Source organism: Carnobacterium jeotgali MS3 (assembly GCF_000745125.1).
In the GTDB taxonomy this organism is placed as follows: domain Bacteria; phylum Bacillota; class Bacilli; order Lactobacillales; family Carnobacteriaceae; genus Carnobacterium_B; species Carnobacterium_B jeotgali.
Window position 1 is genome coordinate 244,802 of sequence record NZ_JQNF01000010.1, and the last position, 12,575, is coordinate 257,376.

Annotated in this window: 16 protein-coding genes; all 16 read right to left on the reverse strand. The window is 37.2% G+C overall.

Annotated features, from left to right (window positions below):
* Positions 1-12: 12 nt before the first annotated feature.
* Positions 13-771 carry a flagellar hook-basal body protein gene (locus BP18_RS08685; protein WP_029277906.1) on the reverse strand — a complete coding sequence of 253 codons (759 nt, stop codon included), beginning with the start codon at positions 769-771 and terminating at the stop codon, positions 13-15.
* Positions 764-1,480 (reverse strand): sigma-70 family RNA polymerase sigma factor, encoded by a 717-nt coding sequence (locus tag BP18_RS08690; RefSeq protein WP_029277904.1) that lies wholly within the window; start codon positions 1,478-1,480, stop codon positions 764-766. Before BP18_RS08690 ends, BP18_RS08685 begins: the two co-directional genes overlap by 8 nt.
* Before the next feature lie 90 nt (positions 1,481-1,570).
* A complete protein-coding gene (flhA, locus tag BP18_RS08695; protein WP_029277902.1) occupies positions 1,571-3,652 on the reverse strand; it encodes a flagellar biosynthesis protein FlhA in 2,082 nt (693 codons plus the stop codon).
* Between the two features lie 29 nt (positions 3,653-3,681).
* Positions 3,682-4,749, reverse strand: a complete 1,068-nt coding sequence (gene flhB / locus BP18_RS08700; protein WP_029277900.1) for a flagellar biosynthesis protein FlhB — start codon at positions 4,747-4,749, stop codon at positions 3,682-3,684.
* Positions 4,750-4,769: 20 nt separating this feature from the next.
* Positions 4,770-5,522 carry a flagellar biosynthetic protein FliR gene (gene fliR, locus BP18_RS08705; protein WP_029277899.1) on the reverse strand — a complete coding sequence of 251 codons (753 nt, stop codon included), beginning with the start codon at positions 5,520-5,522 and terminating at the stop codon, positions 4,770-4,772.
* A 10-nt stretch (positions 5,523-5,532) separates the two neighbouring features.
* Positions 5,533-5,796: a flagellar biosynthesis protein FliQ gene (fliQ, locus tag BP18_RS08710; protein ID WP_029277896.1), complete on the reverse strand. Its 264-nt coding sequence runs from the start codon at positions 5,794-5,796 to the stop codon at positions 5,533-5,535.
* Positions 5,797-5,807: 11 nt separating this feature from the next.
* On the reverse strand, positions 5,808-6,578 hold the full coding sequence (fliP, locus tag BP18_RS08715; RefSeq protein ID WP_029277894.1) for a flagellar type III secretion system pore protein FliP: 771 nt from the start codon (positions 6,576-6,578) through the stop codon (positions 5,808-5,810).
* On the reverse strand, positions 6,575-6,967 hold the full coding sequence (locus BP18_RS08720; RefSeq protein ID WP_029277892.1) for a flagellar biosynthetic protein FliO: 393 nt from the start codon (positions 6,965-6,967) through the stop codon (positions 6,575-6,577). Before BP18_RS08720 ends, fliP begins: the two co-directional genes overlap by 4 nt.
* Positions 6,968-6,993: 26 nt before the next feature.
* Positions 6,994-7,461: a flagellar basal body-associated FliL family protein gene (locus BP18_RS08725; RefSeq protein WP_029277890.1), complete on the reverse strand. Its 468-nt coding sequence runs from the start codon at positions 7,459-7,461 to the stop codon at positions 6,994-6,996.
* A gap of 6 nt (positions 7,462-7,467) precedes the next feature.
* Complete coding sequence (locus tag BP18_RS08730) at positions 7,468-8,217, reverse strand: OmpA/MotB family protein (protein WP_035050592.1); 750 nt, start codon at positions 8,215-8,217, stop codon at positions 7,468-7,470.
* A complete protein-coding gene (locus BP18_RS08735) occupies positions 8,210-9,019 on the reverse strand; it encodes a motility protein A (RefSeq protein ID WP_007721145.1) in 810 nt (269 codons plus the stop codon). The genes BP18_RS08730 and BP18_RS08735 overlap by 8 nt, the downstream gene beginning before the upstream one ends.
* Positions 9,016-9,219, reverse strand: a complete 204-nt coding sequence (locus BP18_RS08740) for a flagellar FlbD family protein (RefSeq protein ID WP_007721147.1) — start codon at positions 9,217-9,219, stop codon at positions 9,016-9,018. Before BP18_RS08740 ends, BP18_RS08735 begins: the two co-directional genes overlap by 4 nt.
* Before the next feature lie 89 nt (positions 9,220-9,308).
* Positions 9,309-10,178, reverse strand: a complete 870-nt coding sequence (locus BP18_RS08745; protein WP_029276043.1) for a flagellar hook-basal body complex protein — start codon at positions 10,176-10,178, stop codon at positions 9,309-9,311.
* A gap of 74 nt (positions 10,179-10,252) precedes the next feature.
* Positions 10,253-10,633 (reverse strand): TIGR02530 family flagellar biosynthesis protein, encoded by a 381-nt coding sequence (locus BP18_RS08750; RefSeq protein WP_029276045.1) that lies wholly within the window; start codon positions 10,631-10,633, stop codon positions 10,253-10,255.
* Positions 10,633-11,064 carry a flagellar hook assembly protein gene (locus BP18_RS08755; protein ID WP_029276047.1) on the reverse strand — a complete coding sequence of 144 codons (432 nt, stop codon included), beginning with the start codon at positions 11,062-11,064 and terminating at the stop codon, positions 10,633-10,635. Before BP18_RS08755 ends, BP18_RS08750 begins: the two co-directional genes overlap by 1 nt.
* Before the next feature lie 14 nt (positions 11,065-11,078).
* The gene (locus tag BP18_RS08760; protein WP_029276049.1) at positions 11,079-12,551 is read right to left on the reverse strand and encodes a flagellar hook-length control protein FliK; all 1,473 of its coding nucleotides are present in this window, start codon (positions 12,549-12,551) and stop codon (positions 11,079-11,081) included.
* Positions 12,552-12,575: the final 24 nt, after the last annotated feature.

A 12,575-nucleotide genomic window follows, 5' to 3' on the forward strand; every position in this document is an offset into this window, starting at 1 on the left:
TTTTTCATCCTCCTAGACTTTCCCTACTTCATTCACAGCTTTTCTTAACGTTTCGTCTGCTGCACTGAGAGCTTTTTGATTTGCTTCAAAAGCTCTTGAAACTTGCATCAAATTCGTGATTTCGTCAACCGTTTCTACGTTAGACGTTTCCAAGTAACTTTGTTGCACAACCGTTCCGCCAGTTTGTACGGTACCGCCTTGACCCGTAAAAAGTGTATCTCCAACTCTTGTTAATCCAGCAGTATCGTCAAAATTGGTAATCATCAAACTCATTCCAGTTCCCGCAATCGTCCCTCTAGCATCAATCGTAAAATCTGCTCCATCAACTTGAATTGGAGCCGCCTGACCGTTAGCTGTTACCCCAAGAACTCGGTAACCTTCTTGGGTAACCAATTCCCCAGCATCGTTAACGTTAAAATTCCCATTGCGGGTGTAAGATGTTTCACCATTTGCGGCTTCAACTGTAAAAAAACCGTCTCCTTGAATCGCTACATCTGTCGTAGAGGTCGTTGCTTTTAAACCGCCTTGATTAAAGTTTTGCACAATCTCATCAATTTGACTGCCAAACGTAAAGCCGCCAATGTCTTGTTGTTGATTTAACAATGGTCCGTCTAAATGATTGGACATTATTTCTGATGCTCGCGTACTTTGGATAATTTCTTGCGATTTATAACCAGAAGTATTGATATTCGCTACGTTTGCACTAATGTTTTCTTGTTTTTTTTGTAGGATATTAATACTATTGCTGAGTGTTGTTAAACTTCTAATCATCGTATTCTCTCCCCATCGATCCTTTTAATTTCAAAATCATTTTGCCATGTATTTGTGAGACCCTAGGAACCGAGATGTCGAAAATATATGCGATTTCTTTCAACGACAACTCTTCAACATAAATCAAACTCAAAATGGTTTGCTCGCGCTTATCCAATTGACCCACATGTTTGGTCAACAGATGCTGCCGTTCTTTATCCAACAATGTGTCTTCAGAACCAGTTTCATGCGTGTCTTCTAAGAAATCCAATAACTCGATTGAATTGCCATCATCGCTAAACATCACTTTTTCTAGTGAGACAGATGCTAAATTATGGACTGTTTCATGAATCTTTGCTAAAGATTTTTCGTCTATTTTCAATTCTGCACAAATTTCTTTTTCAGTAGGCGTGCGCATCAGTTCTGCTTCCAGCTTTTCTTTGCCTCGGTAATACTCATTTAATTTCCCCATCCGTGTACGCGAGACGGGAGCTGTTTTTCTGATTTCATCAATGATTGTACCTTTGATTCTAATGTACGCATACCCTTCAAAAGGAACTTTTTTCGATTTGTCGAATTTTTCCAGCGCATCCATCAGACCTATGACGCCTATATTGTATAAGTCATCCCGGTCATATTCACTCCGCTTAATATCGATTCGGTTAACAATTTTTTCTACTAAGGGAAGGTATTTAATGATTTCCTTTTCCCTATCATTTTCGTAATACATTTATACCCCTCCACCTTAGAAAACGGAATGAACTGGAACGAATAGAATCCATTAGATTCCAGTCCTTCATTCAGCTTATCGTTTATTTTTTTATCCATTGATCATGCCGACTGTTTCAATAGGAATATCATTTGGCACTTCGTTTAAAGATACCACCGTTAAATCAGGGAAATTATATGAAATGAGATTTTTCATTGCTGGTCTCACTTTTGGTGAAGCTAATAAAACATGTGGAATTCCTCTTGCCGAAAGTTGGTTGTGAATAGCTGTAATACTGTCAAAAATCTTCGTGACCGTTTCAGGCTGCAGGATCGGAATTGATCCAGCTGAAGACTTTTGAATGCTGCGTGTAATCAATTCTTCCGTATCTGGCAATATAGTAACCACTTGAAGCACATTTTGTTCATCTAAATACGGTTTAACGATTGTTCGTTTAAGCGACTGACGTACGTATTCAGTCAACATTTCAATATCTTTGGTCGTATTGCCATAATCGGCTAACGTTTCTAAAATAGTAACCAAGTCATTAATCGGAATACTTTCTTTCAATAAGTTTTGCAAGACTTTTTGCACTTCACCTAAACGAAGAATATCTGGAATCAATTCATCTATCACGACACCATATTTATCTTTAATGCCTTCTAGCAATTGTTTCACTTCTTGTCGGCCTAACAATTCATAACTCGATTTGTAAATCGTCTCTTTTAAATGAGTCACTAAAACGGTTATCGGATCGACTACTGTATAGCCTCTTAAGTCAGCAGCTTCGCGGTCACTTTCGTTTACCCACATAGCATCTAAGCCAAAAGCTGGTTCTTTTGTTGGGATACCGTCAAAATCAAATTCGGTTTCGCCTGGGTCTACGATCATATATTTATCTAAATACAATTCCCCACGAGCCACAGCGTTTCCTCTAATTTTAATCACGTAATCATTGGCTTTCAACTGCAAATTATCTCTAATACGTATTGGACTCAATAAAATACCTAACTCATGAGCGCTTTGTTTACGGATTGTTGTGATATGACTCATCAGATTGTTGTCTTGGTTTTCATCCGCTATTGGAATCAAACCGTAGCCAATCTCAATGGAAATCGGATCCACTTGAAAGGAAGCCACTGATTCATCTGTACTTTTTTCTTGATTTGTTCGCTGTACAGCTTTTGAGCGCATTTCTTTCGCTTTCTGATTCAATTTTTTAGATTTTTCATTCTCCATCAATAAGTAACTAGCCGCTCCGGCTGCTGCTCCCAATAATAGAAATGGAACAGTCGGAAAACCAGGCATAATGGCAAATAATAGTAAAATTACTGACAACATCATCATTACTTTGAACGAACCGAACAATTCTTCACCGATTGAGCTCCCAAAGCCTTTAATACTTCCAGAACGTGTCACTAAGATACCAGAAGCTACCGAGATCAATAAGGAAGGAATTTGACTAACCAGTCCATCCCCGATGGTTAACTTCCCAAAAGCCATCAATGCTTCCATAACGGGCATGCCGTTTTGCAGCGAATGAATTGCCACTCCACCAATCAAGTTGATCACGGTAATAATGATACCAGCCATGGCATCCCCTTTTACGAACTTACTCGCTCCATCCATAGCTCCAAAAAACTGAGTTTCTCGTTCAAGATCTGATCTTCTTTTTTTAGCTTGTTCTTCATTAATTAGCCCTGAGTTCAAATCTGCATCGATTGCCATTTGTTTACCGGGCATAGCGTCTAACGTAAAACGGGCTGAAACTTCAGAAACCCTACTGGAACCATTCGTTACAACCATCATCTGGATGATGACGATAATGATAAAAATAACCGCTCCAACAACGAAATTACTTCCTGCTACGAAATTAGCAAACGTATCAATCACTGCTCCCGCTTCTCCTTCAGTTAAAATCAATCGTGTAGAAGAGATGTTCAACGCTAAACGAAACATCGTTGTGATTAATAGAATCGTAGGAAAAGTTGAGAACTCTAACACATTTTTAGTGAACAGAGTCAGTAATAATATGGTGATGGATAACGCTATGTTAATCACTAACATAAAATCGAGTAATCCAGATGGTAAAGGTATAATGATCATCGCTAGAATAGCCATTACAAAAAAAGCTACGATAACATCTAGAGAACCGGTTAGTTTTTCTAATTTCCCCCAAAAAGCAGTAGACATGTTTTTGAACTCCTTATCTTAAATCAGCATTAAATTTTATTTTTATTTAATTCTTCCATTTGGTAGACCAATGCTAATATTTCAGCAATGGCTTGGTAAAGATCGATTGGCACGGGTTGCCCGATTTCGACCGATTTATACATGGCTCGAGCGACTGGTTTATTTTCAATAATTGGAACATCGAATGCTTTAGCTCTCTCTCTAATTTTTGCAGCTTGATGATCTGCTCCTTTAGCCACAATGATGGGAACCTCATCTTTGCCTTTTTCATAACGAATTGCGATAGCTAGATGAGTTGGGTTCGTAATAATGGCTGTGGCTGTTTCCACCTCTCGCAAGGCCCCTTTTGTTAATTGACGGTAACGTTGTCTCCGTTGCGACTTGATTTGTGGGTCTCCCTCAGATTCTTTGTATTCATCTTTTATTTCTTGTTTAGACATCCGCAAATTTTTCCGGTAGTCATAAACTTGATAAATGTAATCCACTAGCCCTAATATAAGCAGTAAGACTCCTAATTGAGTACCTAATTCCATCACAAGATCAGACATTAAGAAAAATATTTTTTCCGTTCCAATACTGCTAGAGTTAATAATCAAGTAAATAGAGGTTTCAAGTGTTTTATACGCCATCCAAAAGACAAGTGTTAATTTGGCCACATTTTTGACCAGTGTAAATAAAGTTTTTTTACTGAACATATTCTTAAAGCCGCTAATAGGATTGATTTTACTTAGCTTGAATTTAATCGGCTCCGCAGAGAATAAAAAACCGGTCTGTACAATACTAGAAATAAATGCAGCTACAAAGGCAATAGCTAGAAAAGGTCCAGCTAACACTAAAGTGAATAGAATGGCTTTCATTCCAATATCTGCTAAATCATTTTCCAAGCCATCTACTGAGAATCCGGCCGTTAAATAATTTTGTAAATAAAGTAAACTATTTTTCAATATGTAATTTCCTAAAAATGTTGCTGAGAGAATAAAAACAATAAACGTAACAGCGGAAGTTAAATCTGGACTTTTAGGAATTTCCCCTTTTTTTCTAGCATCCCTTAGTTTCTTGGGACTAGCTTCTTCGGTTTTACCATCTTTTTCCGCCATCTACGTTCACCTCTCTTTCGTTACAACGACTGCATAAATTCATTCATATATTTCACCATCAACGGTAAGGTTGTCTGAATATTTTTTACTAGAGTTGGCAATAAAACCAATATCATAACGAAACTAGCCACGATTTTTAATGGCATCCCCAAGATCAATACGTTAATCTGAGGTACAGAACGTGAAATCAGTCCTAATATCACTTCCGTCAATAATGCCACAATCATCATCGGCACAGCTATGTTAAACGCGATTTCAAAAATGATGCCAAGTAATTTCATCATTCCTTCGACACCAAAATCACCTAAATTGGTATTGGATATCGGAACGGTCGTAAATGATTTAACCAAACTTTTGATTACGACATGATGCAGATTGGTTAAGTAAAAGACACACATAGACAACCAATAATAGATTTTCCCGTAATAAGAAACATTGATCCCCATACTCGGATCATAAACAGCTCCCATTGAAAAACCTACTTGGAAATCCACAAAATTACCGGCAATCTCAACAGCCGTGAAAAAAAGTTTGGTAATAAAGCCTAACGCTATTCCAAGTAAAACTTCTTTTATGACCAATACTGCAAAAAGTACTGTTCCTGCTTCTTGTTCCATAACTGGCACAGCAGAGTAAGCTGCTAACGTGATGCCCATCGAAAGAGCGATTTTTGCTACACTTGGCAGACCTTTGATTGAAAAACCTGGACTTACCACTATAAACGATGTCACTCGAATGAAAATTAAAATGATGGTTTGCAGTTGTATGTTCATGATTATCCTCTCAAAGCGCCGCAATCATTTCAAAAATTTTCTGTGTAAATGTAATCAGACCATTCAACATGAAATTTCCAAAAACGATTAACGAGACGATTACGGCTAAGATTTTGGGTACAAAACTCAATGTCTGTTCCTGAAGTTGTGTAGTTGCTTGAAAAATACTGATGATCAGTCCTACCACTAATGCGATGATCAATGTCGGACCTGCTACTGCTATCATCACCATGAATGCTTCTCTTATAATGTCTAAAACTTGTACAATTGTCATTTTTCACACCTCTACTGAAATCCTGTGACTAACGATTCGACTACTAAATACCATCCATCAACTAAAACAAATAAGAGCAATTTAAATGGCAGTGAAATCATAACAGGAGATAACATAAACATCCCCATTGACATCAAAATACTGGCCACCACAATATCGATCACTAAGAATGGGATAAAGATTAAGAAACCGATTGTAAAAGCCGTTCTCAACTCACTAATAATAAAGGCTGGAATCGCTACCGTTAGCGGAAGATCATTTACGTCTGCTGGTTTTTCAGTTTTAGATATATCTAAGAACAATTGGATATCTTCATCTCTTGTTTGCTTGTACATAAACTCTTTAATCGGTAGTTCGGCTAATTCAAATGCTTCTATTCCGGATATTTCTTCATTTATGTAAGGCGTAATAGCTTCATCCATCACATCAGTATAGACAGGTTGCATAATAAACAAAGATAAAAACAACGCAATTCCCATCAACACCAAATTGGGCGGATTTTGCTGCGTTCCTAATGAACTTCTGACAAATGACAGTACGACAATAATCCGTGTGAAACAAGTCGTCAACACTAAAAACGTTGGGGCTAAACTTAGTGCTGTTGTCAAAAGGAACAACTGAACGACTTCTGAAGTCCCGCCAGATTGCTTTCCAAAGAGATCCGTTAATCCGTTTAATCCATCCGTTAATTCAGCGGCTGACGCAACTTGCGGAAAGAGAACAAAACTGGTTAAAAAGAGGCTAGAGCATAAAATCAAAAACTTTTTCTTGTGCAACTTTATTTCCTCTTTTCATAGAAAGATTGGTATTGAGACTGTAAGGTTTTAAAGGTCTGGATATTTTTTTTGCCAGCTGACGCTTTTTTCGGTTTCAATTGTGTAACAGGTACAACTTCTTCAATACTAGTCGTGATTTTCGCTTTTTCTTCTGCTGTCAGTTCTCTTAATATTTCGTTACGCGTATCTGTAAAACTCATTAAGTAATACGTATCTGCGATTTCTACGATGCTAAGTGCCGAACTTTTACTGATTGGCGTTCTTTCAATGACTTTAATCACTTGATTTTTTTTAGTCATAAACGTATTTAAATACTTCAATCCATAATTAGCCGCAAAAATGATCACGACCAATGCAACGACACTTTTCAACACATAATTCAGTCCAAGTTCCAATTTTCTCTTCCTCCTTTTTTATTTTCTTATTGGGTTACGATATTTGTGATGAAAATATCTTCCACTGCATCTGTGTCTAATTTTTTATTGATCGCTTCAATCAATTCTTTTTTAATTATCAATTTTCCTTCTGCTTCTACAAACACGTTGTTTACTGATTTCTTACGCAAAACAGAGATAATCGTATCACGAATTTCTGCTACATTTGCATTAAGCAATACATCTGCGCCTTCTTTCGTGCTGTATAAAGAAAGTTCAATTTTTAAAAAATTCTTTTTAACCGATTCACCAGAATCTAAATTAATTAAGAATTCTTCTAAAGGAACCGTTGATTCGACGACTTCTTTTTCTGAAAATCCTTTAATTATTTCCGTTGCTTTACCTGAAGTAAAACCAAAACTGACGACTGCTCCTACTACAATTGCCAATAAGATAGCAATGATTATGCTTATTTTTTTCTTCCCTTTAGCAGGCTTTGCTTCTTCAGATTTCATCTGCTATTAACCCTCCTGTTGATCATAAACAATAACAATATTTACTCTTCTATTTTTCGATCTATTTTCTTCTGAATCATTTGGAACTAACGGGTGGTATTCTCCGTATCCTTTTGCCGCCAACCTGGTTGGATTAACATCTCTTTCTTCACTTAAATACCGCAAGACCGATAAGGCTCTGCCTGTTGATAATTCCCAGTTGCTGCTGAAATTTGCATTGTACATTGGCACATTATCCGTGTACCCTTCAATCACTACAGCATTGTCAAATTGTTGGATCAATTCACCGAGATCATTTAACGTATGTTTTCCTGAATCGGCAATAATTGCACTTCCGCTTCCAAATAAAATCGATTCTTGAATATTTACATAAATTCCATCTTGATCGTATTCAACACTTGCTTGAGAAGTAATATTTTTGTCTTGTAAAAACTGAACGACTTCGTTATACATTTTAAGCAATTCTGGATCAACCGTCTTTTTACTAATTTCTTCAAGTGTCTCTTCAAGAGTCTCGTCACTCGTATCTGTTTTTGTATCTACGACTGTGCTTCCTTCAAGCATCGATTCTCCGCCGCCAAATGCTGATTGCATGGACTTAGCTGCAGCTTCAAATTTTTCCGCACTGACACTTGACATTGAATACAATAGAATGAAAAATGTCAGCAATAAAGACATCAAATCTGAAAAAGTTGTCATCCATCCGCCACCGCTAGAGCTGTTTTTGGTTTCTTTTTTCTTTCGTCTTCTAGCCATAGTTTTCTTCCTCTTGCTGAATCTTAGCTGCTTCTTTCATCGCATCTTCTTTATTTTCAAAAGGCAGATAGCCTTTTAATTTTTGCTCAATGACACGTGGATTTTCTCCAGCTTGTAAGGATAAGACACCTTCAATAATCATTTCACAGAACTTCATTTCTTCAATGGTTTGATTCTGCAAGTTGCTGGCTATTGGAATGAACACTAAGTTGGCTAAGAAACTGCCATAGAAAGTTGTAATCAAAGCTGTTGCCATCCCCACACCAATTGTACTAGGGTCATCTAACTCTCCTAGCATAATAATTAATCCAATCAATGTTCCAATCATTCCATAAGCTGGGGCCATTTCGCCCCATTTTAAAAAGATATCTTGACCAACACTGTGTCTTTTTTCAATGTTTTCCGTTGTGATTTCCATAATATCTCTGACTGTTTCAGGTTCTAAACCGTCTACAACCATTTGCAATCCGCTTACCATCAATTCATTGTCTTGCTGTTCAATGTCTTCTTCAATAGCCAAGATTCCTTGACTTCTGGCTTTTCTAGATAATGAAGCAAAAGTTTCAATCAACTCATTGTAGTTAGGATTCGGATCAAGCACCAATGTTTTTAAAATAGAGGGCAATGTTTTAATTGATTTCAATGGAAAACTAATCAGTATTGCACTAAACGAACCACCAAGTGTGATCACTAATGAAGGTGTATCAATAAAACTAGCAATATTTCCACTAGAAGTGATCGACCAAATAATCAAACCAAATCCTAAGATTAAACCAATTATTGGTACAATATTTTTTTTCATAATTCTCCTTCTGAAAAACCGTTGTATATTTTTCTTTTGTATTGAATGACTTTTTCTACTATTTCATTTTCTGTTTCGCTAACTCGTACTGTTTTGCCATCCGTTAATGTAATAATAGTGTCGAAAGAACGGTCTATCCGATAAATCAATTCACAATTCAAATAAAATTCTTTTCCTGAAATAGCTGTTAGAGCAATCATACTTAAACCCCATCCTATTTTTGTTTAGTTATTAACATTAACTAACGTAAAAGGTTTTTCACTGTTTCAAAAAACCTTTTACCTAGAGACTATCTCTTAAGATTAATCAATTCTTCCAACATCGTATCAGAAGTCGTAATACTTCTTGAGTTTGCTTGGTAAGATCTGCTAGTAACAATCATTTCAGTAAATTCATTCGCTAAATCCACGTTAGACATTTCTAAGAAACCAGAACGCACACTACCATATCCAGGTTCTCCTGGGTTTCCTGCTTCTGGAGCTCCTGAGTTAGCAGATTCTGTGTATAAGTTTCCACCGCTCTTTTGCAAGCCATCTGGGTTCGAGAATGACGTTAAACCAACACGTCCTAAGACCATCGATTTCCCCCCACTATAAGACCCAACGATGAACCCTTTACTATCTACGCTGTAGCTTTGTAAATCCAATGTACCTGCTCCATCTGGGTTTTGAATTGTTTGAAGAATTGTTATAGGCGCCATAGTTGTTCCTAGAGTAGTCGGGTCAAAAGGGTCAACATTTACAGCTGGGGTACCACCTGTATAACCTTGAACTTGCAAACCACCACTTGTGACTAGATTACCGGTAGGATCTGTATAAAATCCACCATCTCGAGTATAAAAAGTATTTTCACCATCTTTAACTGTGAAAAATGAGCTATCACCATTTTCAATCCCGAAGTCTAGTGCTCTTCCAGTTGATTGCAATGATCCACCTGACATAACTGTGTCAATTGATCCTACTTGCACACCAAGACCCACTTGTTGAGCATTGATTCCTGTTTGCGCTGATGCATTAGTTTGGCTCAACATATCTTCAAAACGAACTCTTCCTGTTTTAAAAGCTGTCGTATTTACATTGGCAATATTATTTGAGATAACGTCCATTTTCGTTTGAATATTCTTCATTCCAGTAACACCTGAGTATAGTGATTTTAACATTTCTTTTTCCTCCATTCGATTGTCCCACTTCAGTCGGTCCATGGGATGTTAGCCTCTTTATAAGTCCGGCTAATTTAGGCGTTTATTTTTTTAACACTATCGATATTGGTAACCGTTTCTATTTCATTAGTAGTCATAGCCGTAATAATGGTTCGATTAGCGATACTAGCAATCAATGCCATGTCTTTATAAACGATCAATGAATTTTTCGATCCTTTTTGACTCAACTCTTCTACTGCACCTTCAATGGTGGTCAAATCAGATTGATTTAATTGAATGCCTCTTTCTGCCATGCGTTTTTGTGCATGATGTGAAATTTTCATTTCTGTTGCAGTCGTTTGATTCTGTAGCGATTCGTTCAAAAAAGTACTAAACGTTCGATCAATTTTTTGATTGTTTGGATTAGCTCTATTTTCTATTGCTTGATTTGATGCACTTTCAACGCGAAAAGACATTACGTCTGATCACCAACTTCTAAAATATCGTTTAATGCGTAATCTTTGCCGCCGACTTGAATCGTTGCATAGCCTTTATCAAATTTAACCTTATCAACGGTCCCGCTGACAAAACCTGATTCTGCACCCGCTACTTTTACTTCTTTACCTAACAGGCTTAAGCCCTGTTGTTGTTGCGTCATTAAAATACTCATATTTAAGGTTTCTGAAACAGTCGTCAACTGGTCCAATGTATTAAATTGAGCTAACTGAGCAAGATAATCGGTTTCTCCACCACCACCGCTGCCGCCACTTTCACCTGGAAGTGAGGGCGTTTTAATTGAGGCTGCCATAATTTGTAAAAAGTCTTCTGTAGCAAGTTCATTATTTTTCTTTTCAGTAGATGAGACATTTTTGATTGACCCCATCATAAAACCAGTTGGAAATTCCATTTTTTTTGCTCCTCTTACACTAATATACTGAGTCTACCGGTATCTATCTTCGCTTTTTCTTCAGTTTTCAGCATTTCTATTTCATTATCCGAAAAATTCATTTGCGGTGATTCAAAAGATTTTTGCTGCCCTTCTTGCTGTCTTTCTTGAGAAGTAAAACCGGCTGTTGCATTTTCGTTCAATTGAATTGTTAGTTCTCCTAAACGAATATTTTGACGGTCTAATTTATCGGTTAAGTGCTGCATACCCGTTGTTAATAATTCTCTTGTTTCCAAGTTGTCCACAACAATCTTTGTTAACAACACATTATCGGTTAACTCTACGGTGATTTTTACTTCCCCCATTTTTGCTGGTGTTAATATGACATGCGCAATAGATTGCTTGCCACTTAAAACCGCTTCAGCTTGTTCCAATACGACTTCATTTATCATTTGGACACTCGCTTGTCTCACAGGTTCGATTACGTTTGATTGTTTTACAGCTGTCGCTTCAAAAGGCGGCTGCTGGTGAATGGTTTGTCCATCCGTATCCATTTCAGCAACTCGCATTGCTGTTTCAGTATTTTCGGAATCAGTCATACGAGAAATTGATTTTTTAAGTAGCGTTTCGTTTAAAACTGGTTCTGTTAAAACATTCAACTTACTTTCGACTGTAGCTAAGTTTTGAGGTTGCAGCAGTTCGTTATCGCTTAGTGCTTCACTTGGTTGACTAGCATCATCTAACACTTTATTTAATGATGTTCCTGTTGAATCACTGGGTTTAGCTGTGAGTTGGTTAACAGCCATTCGGTCATTTTTCCATTCAGCAGTCAAAAATCGACCAGTTGGTAAGATAGATCCAACCATTTCATTTTCTTTAGTCGTACTTTGCATTTGATCCATTTCAATCAGATTAGTTTCCTCAACTAACAGGTTAAGCGCATCTTTTGCAATGGATTCTCCTTGAATTCTGTTGGTTGGTTCATTGACTACAGCCGGTTTAGTAACCGTCTTTCCAATTGATTCTATTGGCTCTGTTTGGTCCTTTAAACTCTGTTGTGAACTGCTGACTTCAGTAGCTAAAGGTTCCATCAAAGATTCTACAAATTGATTTTCTTGGGTATTGGGTAAATTTTTTTCATTTTGACCAACTGCAATTGCATCTATTTTTTCCGTTTCAACAGTTATTTGTGCTGCAAAAATCGGTTCACTGCTATTCAACGGTTGATTCACTTCAACTGGTTTTTGGGTCAAGTTAAACGTGCCTGTATAAAGCAATGGTGAATCTAAACTAATCGCTTCATCAGTTGTGTCTTCCTCTGTTTCTTGGTTAATTTCCTGTTCAGTTGTCTTCTCAGAATCAGAACTCTCTTTATGTATTGTGCCAGACTTCTCTTTGTCTAGATACCCTGCAAGCTGAGCTTCAAATTCTTCAGGTAGTACTGCTTGTTGCTGTTCAGGCATTTGTTGGACACCACTACTAATGGGTGCAACAGGAGTCGGGTTCATGTGTTTTTTCACCTCCTTTCAATG